The 22,260-nt window shown below is 63.2% G+C and carries 15 protein-coding genes; 6 read left to right on the top strand and 9 right to left on the bottom strand.

Annotation, left to right across the window (positions count from 1 at the left end; genetic code table 11):
- The first annotated feature begins 1 nt into the window (after nt 1).
- From AC3B5Q_RS01550 to AC3B5Q_RS01540, 3 genes are all read left to right on the top strand, one after another.
- Entirely contained in the window at nt 2-1,114 is a 1,113-nt protein-coding gene (locus AC3B5Q_RS01550; protein ID WP_028697302.1) for a PepSY-associated TM helix domain-containing protein, read from the top strand.
- The gene (locus tag AC3B5Q_RS01545) at nt 1,111-1,296 is read left to right on the top strand and encodes a hypothetical protein (RefSeq protein WP_135192450.1); all 186 of its coding nucleotides are present in this window, start codon (nt 1,111-1,113) and stop codon (nt 1,294-1,296) included. Before AC3B5Q_RS01550 ends, AC3B5Q_RS01545 begins: the two co-directional genes overlap by 4 nt.
- A 66-nt stretch (nt 1,297-1,362) precedes the next feature.
- The gene (locus tag AC3B5Q_RS01540; RefSeq protein WP_319298818.1) at nt 1,363-4,149 is read left to right on the top strand and encodes a dermonecrotic toxin domain-containing protein; all 2,787 of its coding nucleotides are present in this window, start codon (nt 1,363-1,365) and stop codon (nt 4,147-4,149) included.
- 18 nt (nt 4,150-4,167) lie between these two features.
- Here the strand turns inward: AC3B5Q_RS01540 and AC3B5Q_RS01535 are convergent, their stop codons facing one another.
- The 8 genes from AC3B5Q_RS01535 to glnE form a co-directional block, all read right to left on the bottom strand.
- Nucleotides 4,168-5,610 carry a lipopolysaccharide kinase InaA family protein gene (locus AC3B5Q_RS01535; protein ID WP_488392801.1) on the bottom strand — a complete coding sequence of 481 codons (1,443 nt, stop codon included), beginning with the start codon at nt 5,608-5,610 and terminating at the stop codon, nt 4,168-4,170.
- Nucleotides 5,610-6,362 carry a lipopolysaccharide kinase InaA family protein gene (locus AC3B5Q_RS01530; protein ID WP_021782670.1) on the bottom strand — a complete coding sequence of 251 codons (753 nt, stop codon included), beginning with the start codon at nt 6,360-6,362 and terminating at the stop codon, nt 5,610-5,612. The genes AC3B5Q_RS01535 and AC3B5Q_RS01530 overlap by 1 nt, the downstream gene beginning before the upstream one ends.
- On the bottom strand, nt 6,359-7,093 hold the full coding sequence (locus AC3B5Q_RS01525; protein WP_021782669.1) for a lipopolysaccharide kinase InaA family protein: 735 nt from the start codon (nt 7,091-7,093) through the stop codon (nt 6,359-6,361). Before AC3B5Q_RS01525 ends, AC3B5Q_RS01530 begins: the two co-directional genes overlap by 4 nt.
- On the bottom strand, nt 7,093-7,899 hold the full coding sequence (gene rfaP / locus AC3B5Q_RS01520; RefSeq protein WP_103463394.1) for a lipopolysaccharide core heptose(I) kinase RfaP: 807 nt from the start codon (nt 7,897-7,899) through the stop codon (nt 7,093-7,095). The genes AC3B5Q_RS01525 and rfaP overlap by 1 nt, the downstream gene beginning before the upstream one ends.
- Nucleotides 7,896-9,020, bottom strand: coding sequence for a glycosyltransferase family 4 protein (locus AC3B5Q_RS01515; protein ID WP_003255647.1), 1,125 nt, complete (start codon nt 9,018-9,020; stop codon nt 7,896-7,898). The genes rfaP and AC3B5Q_RS01515 overlap by 4 nt, the downstream gene beginning before the upstream one ends.
- The gene (gene waaC, locus AC3B5Q_RS01510) at nt 9,020-10,078 is read right to left on the bottom strand and encodes a lipopolysaccharide heptosyltransferase I (RefSeq protein WP_003255648.1); all 1,059 of its coding nucleotides are present in this window, start codon (nt 10,076-10,078) and stop codon (nt 9,020-9,022) included. The genes AC3B5Q_RS01515 and waaC overlap by 1 nt, the downstream gene beginning before the upstream one ends.
- Nucleotides 10,079-11,128: a lipopolysaccharide heptosyltransferase II gene (gene waaF, locus AC3B5Q_RS01505; RefSeq protein WP_021782668.1), complete on the bottom strand. Its 1,050-nt coding sequence runs from the start codon at nt 11,126-11,128 to the stop codon at nt 10,079-10,081.
- Between the two features lie 202 nt (nt 11,129-11,330).
- The gene (glnE, locus tag AC3B5Q_RS01500) at nt 11,331-14,264 is read right to left on the bottom strand and encodes a bifunctional [glutamate--ammonia ligase]-adenylyl-L-tyrosine phosphorylase/[glutamate--ammonia-ligase] adenylyltransferase (RefSeq protein WP_021782667.1); all 2,934 of its coding nucleotides are present in this window, start codon (nt 14,262-14,264) and stop codon (nt 11,331-11,333) included.
- A gap of 383 nt (nt 14,265-14,647) precedes the next feature.
- On the opposite strand from glnE, the gene aceE reads away from it, so the two are divergent.
- Nucleotides 14,648-17,293, top strand: coding sequence for a pyruvate dehydrogenase (acetyl-transferring), homodimeric type (gene aceE, locus AC3B5Q_RS01495; RefSeq protein WP_003255651.1), 2,646 nt, complete (start codon nt 14,648-14,650; stop codon nt 17,291-17,293).
- Between the two features lie 13 nt (nt 17,294-17,306).
- The gene (gene aceF / locus AC3B5Q_RS01490; protein WP_021782666.1) at nt 17,307-18,950 is read left to right on the top strand and encodes a dihydrolipoyllysine-residue acetyltransferase; all 1,644 of its coding nucleotides are present in this window, start codon (nt 17,307-17,309) and stop codon (nt 18,948-18,950) included.
- A 170-nt stretch (nt 18,951-19,120) separates the two neighbouring features.
- Here aceF and AC3B5Q_RS01485 read toward each other — a convergent pair whose 3' ends face one another.
- Entirely contained in the window at nt 19,121-19,558 is a 438-nt protein-coding gene (locus AC3B5Q_RS01485) for a hypothetical protein (protein WP_162149590.1), read from the bottom strand.
- On the opposite strand from AC3B5Q_RS01485, the gene AC3B5Q_RS01480 reads away from it, so the two are divergent.
- Nucleotides 19,458-22,148 carry a putative bifunctional diguanylate cyclase/phosphodiesterase gene (locus AC3B5Q_RS01480; protein ID WP_021782664.1) on the top strand — a complete coding sequence of 897 codons (2,691 nt, stop codon included), beginning with the start codon at nt 19,458-19,460 and terminating at the stop codon, nt 22,146-22,148. The two genes, AC3B5Q_RS01485 and AC3B5Q_RS01480, sit on opposite strands and share 101 nt — an antisense overlap.
- The last annotated feature ends 112 nt before the right edge of the window (nt 22,149-22,260 follow it).

Here is a 22,260-nt window from a genome sequence, read left to right as displayed (position 1 = left end):
GATGAAAAGCCCCACCATCCGCCGCTGGTCCTTGATCCACACCTGGAGCAGCCTGGTCTGTACCCTGTTCCTGCTGTTGCTGGCAGTCACCGGCCTGCCGCTGATCTTCCACCACGAACTCGAACACCTGCTAGGCGACGCCCCTGAACTGCGTGAAATGCCGGCAGGCACCCCGCACCTCGACCTGCAGCAACTGGTGCTCAAGGCCGAACAACATCGCCCCGGCGAGGTCATGCAGTACTTCGGCTACGATGAAGACGAACCCAACGGCGTGGTCGCCATTACCGCCGCCACCGCCGGCACCGACCCCAACCTGTCGCACACCTTCATGCTCGATGCTCGCACCGGCGAGGCGGTGGCCATGCCGGCTGCCAACGGCGGTTTCATGATGGTGATGCTGCGCCTGCATGTGGACATGTTCGCAGGCTTGCCGGGCAAACTGCTGCTGGCCTTCATGGGCGTATTGTTCATTGTCGCCATCGTCTCCGGCACCGTGCTCTATGCACCATTCATGCGCCGCCTGGAGTTCGGCACCGTACGCCACAAAAAATCCCGCCGCCTGCGCTGGCTCGACCTGCACAATCTGATCGGCGTGGTCACCCTGGCCTGGGCATTGACGGTGAGCGTGACCGGGGTAATCAGCGCCCTGTCCGACCTGGTCATCGCGGCCTGGCGCAACGACAGCCTGGCTGCGATGGTTGCCCCCTACCGCGACGCCCCGCCGCTCGTCGAGCGCGCCCCAGCCACTCGCCTGCTGGACATTGCCGAACAGGCCGCACCGGGCATGCGCCCGGACTTCATCGCGTTTCCTGGCACGCGTTTCTCCAGCGAGCACCACTATGCGGTGTTCATGAACGGTGCCACCCACCTGAGTTCGCACCTGTTCACGCCGGTACTGATCGATGCTCGCACCCTTGCAGTGACTGCGGTAGGCGACCGTCCCTGGTACATGGATGCGATGGGCCTGTCGCAGCCACTGCATTTCGGCGATTACGGCGGGCGACCGATGCAGATCCTCTGGGCGTTACTGGACGTGCTGACAATCATCGTGCTCGGTAGCGGCCTCTACCTGTGGTGGGGCAAGCTGCGCAAACCCAGGGAGGCGCGCGCATGAGCCACAGGTCGCAAGCCACTGCACGCCTCTTCGCCTGGCCAGCGTTGATTGCCCTGCTTGGCTTCCTGGGCCTGTTCGCTGCGCTGCTCGGCGACGGTGGCTGGGACGTTCTGGCATGGGCCGGCCTGGGCCTGCCGGTCCTGCTGAGCCTGCGCGGGCTACTCTGGCGTCGGGGGCGCTAGCCCGCTACCACCACGCAACCGCAGCTATTGCCAAGCATGGGGTTTCCTCAACCAAGGATCCGCCCCATGCGCCCCCTCGAACAACTGGAACAGATCGACCGACAGATCGGTGACCTGCTCGACGGCCTCCCGACCCTCGACCTTCAACACCCCATCAACCCCGACACGCGCACCTGGCTGCACGGCGAACTGGCCAGCTTCTGGACCACGGCCGATGAGCAAGGCGAAACCCCCAGACAAAAACTGCTGGCACTGCGCAAGGCGCTGATGCTGACCGAGGTTGAGTTGCGCCTGGGCGACCAGACCTTGGCCAACGGGTCGGCCGAGCAACTGCGGGCCTGCCTGGAACAACCGCTACCCTCGCAGCGCAGGCATCTTCCACTGGCCAGCAGGCCACAGGTGTATCGCGTGCTGCTGGAAGGCATAAGGCCCAACTGGCGCAGCTACCTGCCAGGCACACTGATCATCGTTGCCGGTACCACCGAAGGCCCTATGCTCACGCCTCAGGATGCCGCAGGCGCTGCCTTGCTGTGCAGCCTGTCACAAGGCATCGAGGCCTTCGACTCCCTTGCCGCACTGCACCTGGAGCTTTGCGAGCGTCTGGAAGACCCACTCCAGAGCAGACCGCTGCTGCATCTGTACACTGACACGCAGGCGGACCGCGCTCGCCGGTCGCAGCGCCTGCGCTATGACTGGTACGCCGACAGCCTGCTGGAGGCCCAGATCGACAGCGTTGTAGAAGCCCAACGCCAACGCCTGAGTGACACCGGCTTGTGGAGCAACGACTCACCCGACCAGCACACCCGAATACATAAAGCCCTGGCGCTATGGCACGAAGTCGGCGCCAAACCCATCCTGCAAACACGCTACTCCCAATTGCTTGAGAAGAACCTGCCCAACTGGCTGCGCAATACACCTGCGCAAGGCCTGAGCCATATGATGCAGGCAATGCAAACGCTGGTAGCAATCGCCGAGCAGGCTGCTGCCCCGGGAGTACTGAGCCTTAACGACTTCAAACAACGCAATAGCCTGCTGGCCTGGGCCAACGCACGCCTTCGCGAGCGCCTGAGCCATGACCTGGGGTACGACACAGATCCTCGCGAGATCAAAATCATCGTCGTGCGCGCCCGCCGCACGGGCGCCATCATGCATCCCTTCGCCCTCTCGTCCTATGTCACCTATGTAGGCATGCGACGCGTGGGCCACGAGATGGTGGAAATGGTCGAGGAAATCAACACGCTCGAAGAGATCGCCCTCAAGAACTTGCCGTGGTTCGACACCGACTACTGGCTGACTGCCCGGGTGATCCACGCCCACGACAAAGCCATGCCCGCCGGGCTCACGCCGCAGTATGTCAAGCACATGGTCCGGGAACTGAACGTGGGTGACAGCTACGCAAAGTACCTGCACACCCAACTGATCAGTTCCAGAGCGGGCAAATGGCGCCTGACTGCGCACAGCAAGGTCAACCGTGCACGCATGCACGCTGAAGCAGTCAAGGCGCGCTACGCCGGGCACTTTGGCGAAGACCCTTTCGAACATGGTTACAACTGGGTGCGCGCAGTGCTGGACCAACCACACAATGCCTTGCGCGCGCCGGTAGCAGGCTACCCGGTCACTGTTCGGCAGCTGAACATCATGGGTCATACCTTGCAGGGCGTGCTTCTGCTCAACAGCATCCCTTACAAGTCTCCGGCATGCGTGCTGTACACCCCGGATGCCCCGGACCGCAGGGCCTGGCGCCGGTTTCGCACGACCCGCGAACTGCTTCGCACATTGCGCCAACAGCCCACGTTGAGAGCATACGTAGCCCAGCGCCTGCCATTGCTGCCTGCCGCCACGGTGCAGCGGTTGCTGGACAAGGGGCGCCTGAGCACGCATTTGACCACGCCCGAGGTCAAAGACGACCTTTTCTTCGACTACTACATGGCCGAGGCCCGGGCGCTGATCGCCCAGGCCGATGCCGACAGCATGACGACCAGCGAAGTGAATGCGGAGTCGGTCATGGCGTTGAGCTGGCGCTTGCTGGACTTCATCAGCCTGCTGCTGCCGAACCGTGCGCTGCTGGTGCTGTCGATCGGCCGCATGGCAATCGATATCTGGGACGGCGCCGAGGCCTTCAAGCAAGAGGATGTCGAAGGGGTGATGCGGCATGCCTATCAGGCGCTTAGCCACCTCAACGATGCCGGTACCAGCTTTCTGGGTTCCAGAGTGCTACGCCGATCCCTGCGCGGGATCCCCAAACAACCGCCACTGCCGCTGCCCGCACGCCTCCAGGTACAACCGGGCAGCAGCAGCCTGCGCTATCGCATAGACGGTATCTACGGTGAAGGTGTCTACGAGCAAAGCTCGGCGTTTGGTGGGCAATCGCTGTACTTCGTCAAGGACAACGACAACCGCTATTACCGGGTCAGCTTCGACGGCTACCGCTGGCGAGCCATTGACCCTGACCAGCCAGATGCCTATCTGCAGCAACCGCTCAAGCGCAAAGCCGACGGGCAGTGGGTCATCGACTCACCGGTGCTCTGGTACGACGGGCTGCCCGACCTGAAGCAATTACTGCAGGACTGCTATCTACAAACGCCTGTGGCCGGCCTGCCGGTAAACACCGAACAAGGGCTTTTTCAGGCTGACGATCAGCTGTACCTGGCGCTCAAGGACGGGCAGTTGCCTGTGCGCCGCCACTTGCTGCCGGATCATTACCACTTGCAGATTGCCGTTGCCAGCAACGCCGGTGTGGTGCCGTGGGCGGTGCTGCGCCACGAAAACGGCCAGTGGCTGATACGCGTTCGCCAGGCAGGGCGCAGCAGTGACTGGCTGACACTGCCAGATCAACCACCGCCGGCCCACTGACAGCCGGAACCGGCGGCCTCAGTCGACCAGTTTTGGCAACAGCCGGTCCAGCCGCTGATGCAAGGCACTGCCATTGGGCCAGTTGCGCAGCAGCCGCGCCCGGTCACGGGCATAGGCCGGGGCGAAGCTGAGCTGGGTGGCGTGCTGGCACATGGCATCGAGGTCGATCAGCGACCACTGGCCGTTGTGCCAGAACAGGTTATGGCCTTTGAAGTCGCCGTGGCTGATGCGCTCGCGAATCAGTTGCTGCATCACGTGCACCAAGGCATACACCTGCTCCTCGGGCGCATCGCCGCTTTCGACGTAGGGCGCGAAGCATGCCGTCAGGTCCGGGCCGTCGACATACTCGGTGACCAGGTAGGCACGGCTGCGCAGGCCCAGCACCCGCTGTTCCAGCACCGCGAGGGGGCGTGGCGTGGCGATGTCGAGGAACTCCAGGCGGTGGCCTTCAATCCAGGAATGCCAGGCCCGGCTCGGGCGCCAGAAGCGCTTGAACCAATGCGCGGTGTTCTTGATGTTGTAGCGCTTGATCACCAACTGGCGACCATTGACCTCGATGCGCGCCACGCTGGCAGCGCCACCGGTCTTGTACAAATGGCCCTTGTCGATCAGCGTATCGGCCTGCTCCAGTACAGGCTGCATGGCCTGGACCTCACTGCGGCGGATCGCCTGCAAGCCCGAGAGGGTGCGCTGGACGCTGAACAGGCTGCACTCGCGGCCAGCCTTGTCCAGATAGTCCTTCTGGCGCCAGGTACGCACCTTGTCCACCTGTTTCTGCAGGGCTTCCAGCGGCAACGCATGCTCGGCATTGGCCAGCAGGTAATGCACCAGCAGCTCTTCGATGAACGGCTCCAGGCGCTTGGGCAACTGGGCGAAAAACACCCCGAGGTTTTCCAGCACCCGTGGACGCGACAACTGCTGACCGGGTGTTTCCGCCCTTATGCCCGCACCATCGATCAGATACAGCTTGCCGGCATGGCGCAGCAGGTTGTCCAGGTGCAGGTCTTCCTGCCAAAGGCCTTGGGCGTGCATGTGCGCCACAGCCGTGAGCGCTTCGCCCAGTACCAGGTGCTGCTCGTCCGCCAACACTGGCAGGTTTTCCACTGCGGCCCAGGCATCGGCCAGGCCTTGGGCACCGTCAAGGAACTCGAACAGCAGCCAGCCGCCCTCGCCTTCCTTGAGGCCGTCGGCCAGTAGCTTCGGCGTGGTCAGGCCTTGTTCGGCCAGCAATTTCACACCCTGCAGTTCGCGCTGGAAATGCCGTGCGGCGTTACCACCGACCAGCAACTTTGCCAGCACCGGTGTACCACGCCAGACACCAGCGCCCACATAACGCTGGCCCGGCAACACGCGCAGCAGGCTGAGCAATTGCAAGTCGGCGCTGCCGGCGGCATCAACCAACGTGATGCTCAGGGGCAGCGATGGGCTGCGCCCGGCATCCTTCAATTCAGACAAACGCATCAGCGGGCCTCTTTTTCACGACGGCGTTGCGTCAACCGTTGCAGCCAGGTATCGACCAGCGCGCCGTCGGCGGGCTGCCCCAGGTAGGTAGCCAGCAAAGTACGTACATCCTGCACGCTCCACGCCTGGGCGCGGCGCAGCAGTGGCTCCAGGTCCTTGAGACGGTCACGCATGCCGAGCAACAGGGGACGGGTCTTTTCCAGGTCGATCAGTTGCGCATCCCAGCCGTCGCGCCGTTGGCGCAAGAAAATGTGCTTGGGGTAGAAGCAGCCATGCACCTGCCCGGCACTGTGCAGGGTACGCGCCAGCTGGCCGCAGGCCTGCAGGATGCCGGTGCGCTCGGCCTCACCCAACCGCGGCCATTGCGCCAGCAGGCTTTCGAGGTCGGCCCATTCGTCCAGAGCGCGGGTCATCAGGATGGCCCGGTGCTTGCCACCCTGCTTGCGCTCGCCATAGAACACCGCCTGCAATGCCGGAATGCGCAGCTTCTGGTAGCGACTGATGTTGCGGAATTCGCGGGCGAAGGTGGGCTCGCCGAACGGCCGGTGCAAGGTCCGGGTCAGGTAGTCGCTCTGGCGCTTGAGGTAGTAGCCCTTGCCTTCGAGTTCCAGACGGAAGACGCTGCTCCAGCCACCGCGACCGGTGTTGGGTTCGTCCACTGCATCAAGTTGCAGCGCCCACAGCGCCTCGAAATCGTCCAGGCCATGGCGCTTGAGCAGCGCGAGGTCCGCGCTGGCCAGGTAATCGGTCATTCCCTTCCCTCGAAAAAGCCCAGTACCCGACGAATGCGCTTCTTGTCACGCACATTCAGCCGGTCACGGCCACGGTATTGCAGGTAGAAGCGCAGGCGCTGGGTAGCTGACAGGTGGTATTTGGCCACTTTGTCCAGGCATGCCAGGTCTTTGATCATCCGGTGGCGCCACATGAATCCGCGCCAGAAGTCACCGGTGGGGCAGTCGATGAAGAATAGCGTGCCCTGGTCATCGACCAGCAGGTTGCGCCACTTCAAATCGTTATGGGCGAAGCGGTGCTCGTGCATGACCCGGGTATGGCGCGCCAGTTGACGGCTGATATGGTCGACCCAGGTGCGGTCGGCCAAGCGCGGATCGTTTTGTTCGGCCAGGGCCGACAGGTCTTCGGTGCGCGGCAGTTCACGGGTGATCATCGCGCCACGGCCAAAGGCCAGGCCGTTGCGCTCCAGGCCCCAGGCCACTACTTCGGCGGTGGGGATACCCCATTTTGCGAATTGCTTGAGGTTTTGCCATTCGGCCTTGATGCGTGGCCGCCCCAGGTACCGTCGCATGTGCTTGCCGGCCCCGGTGTAGCGCTTGACGTAGTAGTTGATCCCGTCACGTTCGATGCGTACCACCTCACTGAGCGGGTCGCGGGTCAGGCGTTCGCCCTGGAGGGCAAATACCGCATCAAGGCTGCCGAAGTCCGCCGCCAGGTGTTCGTAACCCGGCGCCAGTGTCCAACTCGCCATCAGAGTGCATCCCCATAGCGTTGCTTGCGATCGTAGAGTTTCTGGGCCTTGCGCTCCAACCAGGCGAGCAGCGCGGCTTCGTCCTTCAGCACCTGCCGCAGCGGACGCTGGAAGTAACCGCGCAGGAAGCGCAGCTTGTCGCGTTGGGTCAGGCCAATGTCCAGGGCCGAAAAGTACAGCGCAGCCAGGTCCTTGTCGCGCCAGCGGCGGCTGATTCTGGCACGGGTTTGCGCGCGGTGCAGGTCGATCACCGACAGTTTGAAGTCATCCGCCGTCACCGGTCGGTCGGTGTGCAGCAGGAAATGGCAGATGTAGCAATCGCGGTGGTTGACCCCGGCGCGGTGCATCCCGCCAGTCATCTTCGCCACCTCGGCGATCAGTGCACGCTTCAGGCGCGGCTCAGGCGGCTGCTTGACCCAGTCGATGCTGAAGTCTTCCAGGCTGATGGTCGGCGCCAGCTCTTCAGTGATGATGAACGAGTGCTGCGCGGCCGGGTTGCTGCCGCGCTCGCCATAGGCGACTGCGGTCATGGTAGGCACACCCACCTCATGCAGGCGCTGGATGGCCTGCCACTCCTGGCCGGCACCGAGCACCGGCAGCTTGGCGGTGAACAGGTTCTTGAAGATCTCGCCCCAGCCGATGCCACGGTGGATCTTGACGAAAAAGCCCTCGCCAGCCACTTCGGTGCGCAGCGTGCGGCGCCCTTCCAGCTCGCGATAGACCTCGCCTTGCAGCGCCTCCACGGCGTCGAAGGCATCACGCCCGGCCCACAGGCGTTTGAAGGGTTCGGCCAATATCAGCTTCATGCGGTTTTTTGCCCCAGGATCACGTCGGCAGCATGCTGCGGCATGCTGTACAGATCGGCGCTATCAGCAAATGCCAGGCCATTGCGCGACCAGCTGGCACGCGCCTGCGGGTCTTCGAGCATGCGCTGCAGATAGCCGTTGAGCTGATCTTGTTCGAACGGCTCGTCCAGCACCAGGCCGCTGTCGGCCTCGGCAATGTAGTGGGCATAACCGCACACCTTGGACACCAGCACCGGCAAGCCGGCGACCAACGCTTCGAGCAGCACCGTACCGGTATTCTCGTTGTACGCCGGGTGAATCAGCAGGTCGGCGCCCAGCAGGAAGCGCGGGATGTCGCTACGGCCCTTGAGGAACTGCACCTGGTCGCCCAGACCCAGGGTAGCGCTTTGCAGCTGGAATACCTTGGGGTCGTCCTGGCCGATCACCATCAGCCTGGTGCGTTTGCGCAGGGCTGACGGCAGCGCGGCCAGTGCCTTGAGGCTGCGGTCCACGCCTTTGGTCTTGAAGCCTGAGCCAATCTGCACCAGCAGCAGGTCGTCATCCCCAAGATTGAATTCCTTGCGGAACTCGGCGCGGATCTCGGCGGCATTGGCCGGCGCACGGCGATCCTGGGAAATACCTGGCGGCAGCAGGTGGAAGCGTTCTACCGGGGTGCCGTAATGCTTGATGAACAGCGGCTGCTGCACTTCGGAAATCATCAGCACTTCGGTATGGGCGTCCTTGGCAAACACCGCACGCTCGTACTCGGCAAAGTGCCGGTAGCGGCCCCAGCGGCGGTACAGGCCACCGCGCAGGGTCTGCGCCTTGTCCTCGAAGCAGCCGTCGGCGGCGTAGTACACGTCCAGCCCCGGCATCTTGTTGAAGCCGATCAGGCGGTCAACCGGGCGCTTGGCCAGGTCGGCGGCCATCCAGGCGCTGAGCTTCTCGTTGCGGCGGTGGTTGAAGATCGCCTTCACCGGCGCCACCAGCACTTCGAAGCCCGGCGGAATGTCACCCTCCCAGATCAGCGTATACACACGGATCTGGTGGCCCCGCTTCTGGCATTCCAGGGCAATGCGCATGAAATCGCGCTGCAGCCCGCCGAAGGGGAAATATTTGTAAAGCACGAAAGCCAGTTGCATCAACGGACATCCTCAGCCAGCAGCAACGCGCTCAAGCGGCTCGCCACATGCTCGGGATTCAGGCGAGTGAAGCACAGTGGCCACTCGCGTTTCAGATCGAACCGGGCCAGGTCATCGGCGCTCGGTTTGTAGGTGCACTTCTTCTGCAGGCAGGGAGCGCAAGGCCAGTCACTGGCCTGGTGAATCTGGGTCCGTCCGTAGGCGCCAGTCAGGCCCGGGTTGGTTGGGCCAAACAGCGAAAGGGTGGGCACATCGAGTGCCGCCGCCAGGTGGCCAAGGCCGGTATCGACCGCCACGCAGGCCTTTGCCGCCGCCAGAACACGAGCGACGCCGGCAAGGTTCAATTTGGGGAGCACCTGACAGTTGTTCAAGCCTTGGGCAATTCGCTCGGCCCGCGCCTTCTCAGCCGGATTACCCCAAGGCAGGCGCACTTCCAGCTTGCGCCGGCCCATGCGCTCGGCCAGTTCGCGCCAGTAGGCTTCGGGCCAATGCTTGGTCGCCCAGGTGGTGCCATGCAGGAACACCACATAGGGCGCAGCCGGGGGCAGTTGCAGGCGGTCGAGGTCCAGGCCGTAGTTGCCGATGCCTTCTGGCAGGTCATAGGCCAGGGCCATGGCAAACAGTTGGCGTACCCGCTCCACCGCGTGCTGGCCGGTAGCAACCGACAGAGGCCGGTCGTAGAAGCGGCTGGCCCAGCCTTCGCGCGCCGAGTAGCGGTCCAGGCCGGCGACGGGTGCCTTCACGTAACGGGTCAACCAGGCCGACTTGACCAGGCCCTGGGCGTCGATCACAAGGTCGTACTTGCGCTCGCGCACGCGCTGCTTGAACGCCTTCCACTCGCCACTCTTGATGGTTTGCCAGAGGTTCTTGCGCCAGCGACGGATCGCCACCGGGATGACCTGGTCGACCGCGGGGTGCCAACTGGGGATTTCGGCGAAGCCTTCTTCTACCACCCAATCGAAACGGATGCCGGGAATGGCATGGGCGGCATCGGTAAGCGCCGGCAGGGTGTGGATGACATCCCCCAGCGACGAGGTCTTGATGATCAGTACCCGCACTTAGTCGACCTCGGCCACGGTATCAATCAGGTCAGGTCCGCTGAGGCTGTGCAGGGCGGCGATCACTTTGCCCGGTTCCAGCAGCCGCAGGCAATTGTAATGGCCGAAGCGACAAGTGCGGTCAAAGCACGGGCTGCACTCGATACCGGTGCGCACCACTTCCACCTGTTCGGCCAGCGGCGGGGTGAAGCCGGGTGAAGTCGAGCCGTACACCGCCACCAATGGACGGTTCAGCGCCGCGGCCACGTGCATCAGGCCGGAGTCGTTGGACACCACTGCATGGGCGCAGGACATCAGGTCGATGGCCTCGGCCAGCGAGGTCTCACCGGCCAGGTTGTACGACTCTTCACGGATCCCCGGAATCAGCCGGTCGCGGATCTGCTCACCGACCGGGTGATCGTTCTTCGAGCCGAACAGCCACACTTGCCAGCCTTGGCGAATCATCGCATCGGCCACAGCGGCATAGTGCTCTGCCGGCCAGCGCTTGGCTTCGCCAAACTCGGCGCCAGGGCACAGCGCCAGTACCGGACGATCCAGTTCCAGACCAAACTTAGCCAGGGCGGCGTCACGGCTTTGCGCTTCGATCTGCAGGTTGGGGCGCGGGTATGGCTGCGGCAGCTCGGCGCCGGGTGCGTAAGCCAGGGCCATGAAGCGCTCGATCATCAGCGGGTAGCGGGCCTTGTCCAGCTTGCGCACATCGTTCAGCAGGCCGAAGCGCATTTCACCACGCCAGCCGGTGCGTTTTGGAATGCCTGCAAAAAAGGGCACCAGCGCCGACTTGAGCGAGTTGGGCAGGAGGATGGCCTGGTCGTACTGGCCGGCCAGGGACTTGCCGATGCGCCGCCGCGTGGCCAGCTCCAGCGCACCGTGGCCGAGCGGGAAGCTCAAGGCCTGACGCACTTCAGGCATGCGTTCGAGGATCGGCCGGCTCCATTCAGGAGCCAGCACGTCGATCACGCAGTCGGGGTGCTGCTGTTTCAGGCACTGGAACAGGGTTTGCGCCATCACCATGTCGCCGACCCAGCTGGGGCCAATGATCAGTATTCTCATGCTTAGTCCAGAAACGCTCGGGGAGGCTACAGGCTGCGGTACAGCCTGGCCTCCCCTCTTTATATTCAGGCTATGTGGCGGACAGTGTACCACTCACATGGCCTATTCGCGGGCAAGCCCGCTGCCACAGGGATTGCACACTGCTCAGGGCCTGCGCAGTACCTGTGGGTGCGGGCTTGCCCACGAATAAGCCAACACGGTATCAGCTTAAACCCAACTCACCCCAGATCCGCCGCACTTCACGGCGTTCATCGGCAAACTGCGCCGCATCGATCACCCCGGCCTGCTTCTGCAAGGCCTGGCGGTGGGAGGCCGAGCGGAACGCCTTGTACACTTCACGCAACAGCACCGCGTCACTGGCCGGCATCAAGTTCGCCTGCTCCAGCTCTTCCAGAATGCGGATGTTATCGGTCCATCGCAGTAGGGCCGGATGGTCATGGGACCAGGCCAAAGCGGCGTATTGCACCATAAATTCGATATCGACGATACCGCCGGCATCCTGCTTGATATCGAAGGGTACACCGGCGTCGAAGGCGTTCGCCGCAGTACCGGCAGCCGTCGCCTTGGTACCGAGGTTGTCACGCATCTTGGCGCGCATTTCACTCACCTCGTCGCGCAGTTTTTCCAGGTCGCGCGCCTGGCCCAGAACCTTGGCGCGCACACCTTCGAACGCCGCACCCACCTGCTTGCAACCCACCAGCACGCGGGCTCGCACCAGCGCCTGGTGTTCCCAGGTCCAGGCTTCGTTCTGCTGGTAGCGCTCGAAGGCGCCCAGCGAGCTGACCAGCAGGCCCGAGGCGCCGGACGGGCGCAGGCGCATATCCACGTCGTACAGTTGGCCCGAGTTGGTCTGGGTGGTCAGCAAGTGGATGATGCGCTGCCCCAGACGCGTGAAGAACTGCGCACTGTCGATAGGCTTCGCACCGTCGGTTTCCGCCTGCGGATCGCCATCATGGATGAAGACCAGGTCCAGGTCCGAACCGTGGCCTAGCTCCAGGCCGCCCATCTTGCCGTAACCGATGATGATGAAACCTGGGTCGCACAGGCTGCCGTCGCTGCGCTTGGGTTGGCCGTGGCGGGCCACGGTCTGGCGCCAGGCCAGGGCCAGCACCTGGTCGAGGATGGCTTCAGCCAGCCAGGTCAGGTAATCGCTGACTTTCATCAACGGCAGATTGCCGCTGATTTCCGAGGCAGCCACGCGCAGGCTGTGGGCCAGCTTGAAATGGCGCAGCGCCTCCATCTGCTGCTCCAGGTCGTCCTCAGGGATGCGCGTCAGGCGCTCGCGCAGCTCGCTGGCCAGTTCTGGCGCCAAGGGCGGGCTGAACAAGCGGCCCTCATTGAGCAGTTCGTCGAGCAGCAACGGGTAAAGGGCAATCTGCTCGGCAATCCACGGGCTGGCGGCGCACAGCGTCAGCAAACGGCGCAAGGCACCGGGGTTTTCGGTCAGCAGTACCAGGTAGGCAGAACGCCTTGCCACAGCCTCGACCAATGGCAGCACCCGCTCAAGCACCAGGTCAGGGTTGTCATGCTCCACCGCCTGGGCCAGCAGCCGTGGGATGAATGCGTCAAGTCGCTCACGGCCGATGCGCTGCATCGAGCGCAACTGCGGGCTGGAACGCAGCCCGGCCAGGCGCCTCAAGGCTTCGGCGGGTTGCTTGAAGCCAGCCTCTTGCAATTGCCGGCCAGCGGCTTCTTCATCCTGCGCCTGCTCCCACAACGGCGACCACTCGCCACCCACCACCAGTTCGCCTTCACCGTCTTCATCATCCGGGTCGGCAATGACCTGGCGGAAATGCCAGTCTATGCGGCCACGCCAGTACATCAACTGGTCATGGAAGCTCTGCCAGTCGGCAAAGCCGAGCATGTAGGCCACTCGTGCCTGATCGGTTTCACCTTCCGGCAACATTTGCGTCTGGCGGTCGGCGATGGCCTGGATGGCGTGCTCGGTATAGCGCAGGAACTCATAGCCCTCGCGCAGCTCGGCCACCACCGCCGGCGGCAGGTAGCCTTGGCCTTCCAGGGTGGCCAGCACCTTGAGCAACGGCCGCTGCTGCAGGCTGAGGTCACGCCCGCCGTGGATCAGCTGGAAGGCCTGGGCGATGAACTCCACTTCGCGAATACCACCGGCACCCAGCTTGATGTTCTCGGCCATGCCCTTGCGCCGCACTTCCTGTTGGATCAGCTGCTTCATGGTGCGCAACGCTTCGATTGCGGAAAAGTCCAGGTAGCGGCGGTACACGAACGGGCGCAGCATTTCCTGCAACTGCGCGCCGGCCGCCTGATCGCCGGCCACCACTCGCGCCTTGATCATCGCGTAACGTTCCCAGTCGCGGCCCTGGTCCTGGTAGTACTGCTCCAGTGCATTGAAGCTGAGCACCAGGGCACCCGCCGAACCATAGGGACGCAGGCGCATGTCAACGCGAAACACAAAGCCGTCGACAGTAACCGGGTCCAGCGCCTTGATCAGCCTTTGGCCCAGGCGCGTGAAGAACTCCTGGTTGTCCAGCGAGCGCTTCACCCCTTCGGTTTCACCGCCCTCGGGGAAACCGAAGATCAGGTCGATGTCCGACGACAGGTTAAGCTCTACCGCTCCCAGCTTGCCCATGCCCAGCACCACCATGTGCTGCGGCTGGCCGCTGCGGTTGCCGATGGGCGTCCCGAATTGCTGGCAATGGCGCGGGTACAGCCATTGGTAGGCTTCGTCGATGGCCGCATCGGCAAGGTCCGACAGGTCCCGGCAGGTTTCGCCAAGTTCCGCCTGACGGGTAATGTCGCGCCAGATAATGCGCAACTGCTGGCGGTTGCGCGCGCGGCGCAGATTGCGCGCCAGTTCGTCCTCGCTCTGTGCTGCCTGGGCCGTTGCGGCGATTTGCCCGCGCAGCTCACCCGGGGCGTATCGCCGCTCCAGCTCGCCACTGGCCAGCAGGGCGAACAGCATGGCGGGCTCGCGCTGGGCCAGGCTGAGCACGAACTCGCTGGCAGCAGCCACCTGGTCGAACTGCTGCCGGTGCAGCGGGCTCCAGGCCTGCAGGTCGAGTTCGGGGTGGCCGGCCACGGCATCGCTGATGAACTGCTGGTTGCGAGTGACCAGCGGCTGCAAGGTGGCAGGCAGATCGGAGGGCAAAGGTAGGCGCATGGTCTATCCTTGATCGGCGTGAAATAGAGGGGAAAAAGCGGCCAAGGGGAAGCCGGACCACGGTTGGACTGTCGTACAAAAGTTGGAAATAGCTGAAAAAAACGAAAACTTGGCAACAAACATCAAGAACCACCCGTTCGCGACACAATGCCAACCAACATGAACGTTTTTCCTCACAAGCCAAGGTGCGACCAAACGTCGCACAAATGTAGTTTTACTACTACTCGTGTCGTGTAAAAGCATGAAATGCGAAAGCAAATGTAGTAAAACTACAACGCGCCGGAAGACACCCCGGTAATCCAAGAATTCACGACGTCTGCCCATAAGGCCAGTCGCAATCTCAGGCAATCGATTCTGGTTGCCTTTCCGCCCTGGAGCAAGCCATGCAAGACCTCGATCCAATCGAAACCCAGGAATGGCTGGATGCCCTGGAGTCGGTCCTCGACAAAGAAGGCGAAGACCGCGCTCATTACCTGATGACCCGTATGGGCGAGCTGGCCACCCGTAGTGGCTCCCAGCTGCCGTATGCGATCACCACGCCATACCGCAACACCATCCCTGTCACCCACGAAGCACGCATGCCTGGCGACCTGTTCATGGAACGCCGCATTCGCTCGATGGTGCGTTGGAACGCGCTGGCCATGGTCATGCGTACCAACCTGAAAGACTCGGACCTGGGCGGACACATCTCTAGCTTCGCCTCCAGTGCCACCCTGTACGACATCGGCTTCAACTACTTCTTCCAGGCCCCTACCGAAGAACACGGCGGCGACCTGGTCTTCTTCCAGGGCCACGCTTCGCCTGGCGTCTACGCCCGTGCCTTCATGGAAGGCCGTATCAGCGAAGACCAGATGAACAACTTCCGTCAGGAAGTGGACGGCAACGGCCTGTCTTCGTACCCGCACCCATGGTTGATGCCTGACTTCTGGCAGTTCCCGACCGTTTCGATGGGTCTGGGCCCAATCCAGGCGATCTACCAGGCACGCTTCATGAAGTACCTGGAAGCCCGTGGCTTCATCCCGGCCGGCAAGCAGAAGGTCTGGTGCTTCATGGGCGACGGTGAGTGCGACGAGCCGGAATCCCTGGGTGCAATCGCCCTGGCCGGCCGCGAGAAGCTGGACAACCTGATCTTCGTCATCAACTGCAACCTGCAGCGCCTCGACGGCCCGGTTCGCGGCAACGGCAAGATCATCCAGGAACTCGAAGGCGTGTTCCGTGGCGGTGGCTGGAACGTCAACAAAGTCGTCTGGGGCCGTTTCTGGGACCCACTGCTGGCGAAGGACACCAACGGTGCCCTGCAGCGCCGCATGGACGAAGTCATCGACGGCGAATACCAGAACTACAAAGCCAAAGACGGCGCGTACGTTCGCGAGCACTTCTTCAACACCCCGGAACTCAAGGCCATGGTCGAAGACCTGTCCGACGAAGAGATCTGGAAGCTCAACCGTGGCGGTCACGACCCGTACAAGGTCTACGCGGCGTATCACCAGGCTGTGAACCACAAAGAGCAGCCGACCGTCATCCTGGCCAAGACCATCAAGGGTTACGGCACCGGTGCTGGCGAAGCCAAGAACACCGCGCACAACACCAAGAAGGTCGACGTCGACAGCCTGCGTCACTTCCGTGACCGCTTCGACATCCCGGTCAAGGATGCCGACCTGGAGAACCTGCCGTTCTTCAAGCCGGAAGAAGGTTCTGCCGAAGCCAAGTACCTGGCCGAGCGCCGCGCAGCCCTGGGTGGCTTCGTACCGCAGCGCCGTGCCAAGAGCTTCAGCGTGCCGACCCCGCCACTGGAAACGCTGAAAGCGATCCTGGACGGCTCGGGCGACCGCGAAATCTCCACCACCATGGCCTTCGTGCGTATTCTGGCGCAGCTGGTCAAGGACAAGGACATTGGCCAGCGCATCGTTCCGATCATCCCGGACGAAGCCCGTACCTTCGGTATGGAAGGCATGTTCCGCCAGTTGGGCATCTACTCGTCGGTCGGCCAGCTCTACGAGCCAGTCGATAAAGACCAGGTGATGTTCTACCGCGAAGACAAGAAGGGCCAGATCCTCGAGGAAGGCATCAACGAAGCCGGCGCCATGTCGTCGTTCATCGCTGCCGGTACCTCGTACAGCTGCCACAACCAGCCGATGCTGCCGTTCTACATCTTCTACTCGATGTTCGGTTTCCAGCGTATTGGCGACCTGGCCTGGGCCGCTGGCGACAGCCGCACCCGTGGTTTCCTGATCGGCGGTACCGCCGGCCGTACCACCCTCAACGGTGAAGGCCTGCAGCACGAAGACGGTCACAGCCACATGATGGCGGGCACCATCCCGAACTGCCGCACCTACGATCCGACCTACGGCTACGAGCTGGCGGTGATCATCCAGGACGGCATGAAGAAGATGACCGAAGAGCAACAGGACATCTTCTACTACATCACCGTGATGAACGAATCCTACCAGCAGCCAGCCATGCCGGCCGGTGTCGAGGAAGGCATCATCAAGGGCATGTACCTGCTGGAAGAGGACACCCGCGAAGCCGCACACCACGTACAGCTGATGGGCTCCGGCACCATCCTGCGCGAAGTCCGCGAAGCCGCGAAGATCCTGCGTGAAGAGTTCAACGTCGGTGCCGACGTGTGGAGCGTCACCAGCTTCAACGAACTGCGTCGCGACGGCCTGGCCGTGGAACGCGCCAACCGCCTGAAGCCTGGCCAGAAGCCACAGCAGACCTACGTCGAGCAGTGCCTGAACGGTCGCAAAGGCCCGGTCATCGCCTCTACCGACTACATGAAGCTGTTCGCCGAGCAGATTCGCCAGTGGGTACCGAGCAAAGAGTTCAAAGTCCTGGGTACCGACGGTTACGGTCGCAGCGACAGCCGCAAGAAGCTGCGTCACTTCTTCGAAGTCGACCGCCACTTCGTGGTGCTGGCTGCCCTGGAAGCCCTGGCTGACCGTGGCGAGATCGAACCCAAGGTTGTTGCAGACGCTATCGTCAAGTTCGGTATCGACCCGGACAAGCGCAACCCACTGGACTGCTGAGGAGTATTTTTAAGTGAGCGAACTCATTCGCGTACCTGACATCGGCAGCGGTGAAGGTGAAATCATCGAGCTGTTCGTCAAGGTCGGTGACCGTATCGAGGCTGACCAGAGCCTGCTGACCCTGGAGTCCGACAAGGCCTCCATGGAAATCCCGGCGCCCAAGGCCGGCGTCATCAAGGAGCTGAAGGTCAAGCTGGGCGACCGCCTGAAAGAAGGCGACGAGCTGCTGGTCCTGGAAGCCGAGGGCGCCGCTGCTGCGGCCCCTGAGGCGCCGGCTGCTGCCGCTCCTGCTCAGGCAGCTGCGCCGGCTCCGGCCGCCGAAGCCGCCCCTGCTCCGGCTGCAGCTCCGGCTGCTGCCAGCGTGCAGGACATCCACGTGCCGGACATCGGTTCGTCGGGCAAAGCCAAGATCATCGAAGTGCTGGTCAAAGTCGGCGACACCGTCGAAGCTGACCAGTCGCTGATTACCCTGGAGTCCGACAAGGCCTCCATGGAAATCCCGTCGCCGGCTGCTGGCGTGGTTGAAGAAGTTCTGTGCAAGCTGGAAGACGAAGTCGGCACTGGCGACCTGATCTTCAAGCTCAAGGTTGCTGGCGCTGCGCCTGCTGCAGCGGCTCCAGCTGCTGCTGCCCCGGCCAAGGCTGAGGCTGAGGCTGCTCCGGCTGCCGCACCCGCTCCAGCTGCTGCCCCGGCCGCTGCCGCTGCACCGGTTGCTACCGCACCGGCCGCTGGCAGCAATGCCAAGGTTCACGCTGGCCCGGCGGTTCGCCAGCTGGCCCGTGAATTTGGTGTCGACCTGGGCGCTGTTGCCGCCACCGGTCCGCATGGCCGCATCCTGAAAGAAGACGTGCAGGTATACGTCAAGGCGATGATGCAGAAGGCCAAGGAAGCCCCGGCCGCCGCTGGCGCAACCGGCGGCGCCGGCATCCCGCCGATCCCTGCCGTGGACTTCAGCAAGTTCGGTGAAGTGGAAGAAGTGGCCCTGACCCGCCTGATGCAGGTCGGTGCTGCCAACCTGCACCGCAGCTGGTTGAACGTGCCGCACGTCACCCAGTTCGACTCCGCTGACATCACCGAGCTGGAAGCCTTCCGCGTTGCGCAGAAGGCCGTGGCCGAGAAGGCTGGGGTGAAGCTGACCGTGCTGCCACTGCTGCTCAAGGCCTGCGCCTTCCTGCTCAAGGAACTGCCGGACTTCAACAGCTCGCTGGCGCCAAGCGGCAAGGCCATCATCCGCAAGAAGTATGTGCACATCGGCTTCGCCGTGGACACTCCGGACGGCCTGCTGGTCCCTGTGATCAAGAACGTCGACCAGAAGAGCCTGCTGCAACTGGCTGCCGAAGCCGCTGCACTGGCTGAGAAGGCGCGCACCAAGAAGCTGTCGGCCGACGAGATGCAAGGCGCTTGCTTCACCATCTCCAGCCTCGGCCACATTGGCGGCACCGGCTTCACGCCGATCGTCAATGCGCCGGAAGTGGCTATTCTGGGCGTCTCCAAGGCGACCATGCAGCCAGTCTGGGATGGCAAGGCTTTCCAGCCAAAGCTGATGCTGCCGCTGTCGCTGTCCTACGATCACCGTGTGATCAACGGCGCTGCCGCCGCGCGCTTCACCAAGCGCCTGGGCGACGTGCTGGGCGATATCCGCACCATGCTGCTGTAAGGCAGCACACTGCCCCTCCTTGCGAGGGGCAGTTCCCTTTTCGAGCTGCCACGCTCGTACCTCAACCCCGTCGATTGGCGGGGCTTTTTTTGTCCGCCGATAGGGTTTTGCCGCCTGGGAGACCGAGCGCCGCCCGCGCGGCGCATCGCGAGCTACGCTCGCTCCTACGTTTATTTCGGGCCAATTTTCCTGTGGGACTTGCGCGCGATCGCCTTGATACATGGCGCGATATAGCGTCGTACTAACACGGCGGTCGCGTGCGCCTGCCACAGGCTGTACTGGCCCGAAACAAACGTAGGAGCGAGCGTAGCTCGCGATGCGCCGCGCGGGCGGCGCTCGATCTCCCAGGCGGCAAAAATCCCAAGGCGATCTAAGTTTTCCGCCCCACCCGCCGATAACCTGTCCACAGCATCAAGCATGGCCGCTTGCCAGCCCTCGGGACATGATGCAACCTTGCCAAATTCGCCGCAGCCAAAAGGCAGCGTTCCCTCTTCAAGCGAGTCTTCGATGAAAAGCCAACCCGATGCCGCCAGCCGTGTGGCGGCCGAGGTCGTGACGCAATTACCCGTGCCCTCGCGGCTCGGCATGTTGCGTTTCGAACGGCTCAACGAAGCCACCTGGGCCATGCTCTACCTTGACCCGGCCTGTGAGCGCCAGTTCGGCATGCAACCCGGCGAGCTGTGCGCCCTGATTGACGCGCCCTACGCCAGCCTGATGGAACCCGAAGCACGCTACCGGCTGCACGACGAAATCCAGTTGCAACTGGCCCAGCGCGGCTACTACCGCGTGCGCTACACCCTGCACACGCCGAACACCTCGCTGCGCCTGCTGGAGGCGGGTGAAGCCTACAAGCAACACAACCGCCAACTGTTGCGCGGCTACCTGAGCGTGCTCGACGATCAGCAGGAAGATAGCGGCGAACTTGGCGCCAGCGACCTGGAGTCACGCAACAACCGCCTGCAGCTGGCCCTGCAACAGAACCAGCGTACGCAGCAAGAACAGCTGGAGCACCTGGAGCGCGTACGCGGCCAGCAGGACCTTATCCTGCGCCTTGCCCGCCAGCGTTACAGCGCGGGCAACTCGCTATTCGAAGCGGCCCAGCTGATTACCCAGAGCGCCTGCGAAATCTACAAGGTCGACAGCGCCAGCATCTGGCACCTGGAAGACCAACGCCTGGAACCGATCATCGCCTGGTACCGCGACGCGCAAGAGCACCGCCAGCCCGAAGCTATCGATGCCAGCCGCTTCCCGGACTACCTGGATGCACTGCACGCAAGCCGCGCCATCGACGCTCACAACGCCGGCCACGACCCGCGCACCCGCGCCCTGGCGCAAAGCATGCGCCCGGAAAACAAGGCCATGCTCGACGCCAGCATCCGCGTCGATGGCCAGGTGATCGGCGTGTTGTGCCTGGAGCAAACCGGCCAGCCACGGGCCTGGCAGTCGGACGAGATTGCCTTTGCCGGCGAGCTGGCCGACCAGTTCGCCCAAGTGATCACAAACCACAAACGGCGTGCCGCGGCCAGCGCCCTGCACCTGTTCCAGCGTGCGGTCGAGCAAAGCGCCAGTGCCTTCCTGCTGGTGAATCGCGACGGCCGGGTGGAGTACGTCAACCCCAGCTTCACCGCCATCACCCAGTACAGTACCGACGAAGTGCAGGGCCGCCAGCTGGGTGAGCTACCGGCACTGGAGAACCTCAGCGAACTGCTGTTCGACTCGCCGTCGAGCCTGGCCATGGGCAACAGTTGGCAGGGCGAGTTCAAGAGCCGGCGCAAGAACCTGGAGCCGTACTGGGGCCAGTTGTCGATCTCCAAGGTATACGGTGACAACCGTGAGCTGACCCACTACATCGGCATCTACGAAGACGTCACCCAGACCAAGCTGGCCCAGCAACGCATCGAACGCCTGGCTTACACCGACAACCTCACCAACCTGGGCAACCGCCCGGCGTTCATCCGCAGCCTGGACGAGCGCTTCGCCCGCGATGGCGAAAGCTCGATGTGCCTGCTGCTGGTGGACATCGACAACTTCAAGCGCATCAACGACAGCCTTGGCCACCAGACCGGCGATAAGCTGCTGATCAGCCTGGCCAGGCGTCTACGCAACAGCCTGCACAGCGGTGGCATCCTGGCGCGCTTTGCCAGTAACGAGTTCGCCGTGCTGCTCGACGACACCAGCCTTGAAGATGGCCAAGGCGTTGCCCAGCAGTTGCTGTGTACCCTCGACAAGCCGATGTTCGTCGACAACCAGCTGATCAACGTCACCGCCTCGGTAGGCCTGGCCTGTGCACCGTTGCACGGCGTCGACCCGGCCAGCCTGATGAAGAATGCCGGCCTTGCATTGCACAAGGCCAAGGCCAACGGTAAACACCAGGTACAGGTGTTTACCGAAGTGCTCAATGCCGAAGCCAGCTACAAGCTGTTCGTCGAGAACAACCTGCGCCGTGCCCTGACCCAGAACGAACTGGAAGTGTTCTACCAGCCCAAGCTGTGCCTGCGCAGCGGTCGCCTGCTGGGCCTGGAAGCGCTGCTGCGCTGGAACCACCCCGAACGCGGCATGATCCGCCCGGACCAGTTCATCAGCGTGGCCGAGGAAACCGGCCTGATCATCCCTATCGGCAAATGGGTGGTGCGCCAGGCGTGCTGCATGAGCCAGCAACTGCGCAAGGCCGGCCTGGGCAACCTGCATGTAGCCATCAACCTGTCGCCCAAACAGTTCTCCGACCCGGACCTGGTAGCGTCGATCAGCACCATCCTCAAGGAAGAAGCCCTGCCCCCGCACCTGCTCGAGCTGGAGTTGACCGAAGGCCTGCTGCTGGAAGCCAGCGAAGACACCCACCGCCAGCTCGACGAGCTGAAGGCCCTGGGCCTGACCTTGGCCATGGACGACTTCGGCACCGGTTACTCGTCGCTGAGCTACCTGAAGAAGTTTCCGATCGACATCCTCAAGATCGATCGCAGCTTCATCAACGAAATCCCCGACAACCAGGACGACATGGAAATCACCTCGGCGGTGGTGGCCATGGCCCACAACCTGAAGCTGAAGGTGGTGGCCGAAGGGATCGAGACGCCGGAGCAACTGGCGTTCCTGCGCCGCCACCGCTGCGACGTGGGCCAGGGCTACCTGTTCGACCGGCCGATTCCCGGGCGCGAGCTGGCCGAACGGCTGAAGCGCTATCCGCGTGGCCCGGTGGCCTGACAGCTGCGTAATCCTCGGGCACTATAGAAGCCATTCGGGCCCTTTCGCGGGTAAACCCGCTCCCACAGGTACGCCACAGTATTCGGAATTTGTGGGGCAACTGTGGGAGCGG

The sequence above is a fragment of the Pseudomonas sp. D5(2026) genome, from assembly GCF_057766845.1.
The sequence above is the reverse complement of the archived record's forward strand: the minus strand, read 5'-3'. Positions and strand labels throughout refer to the sequence as shown.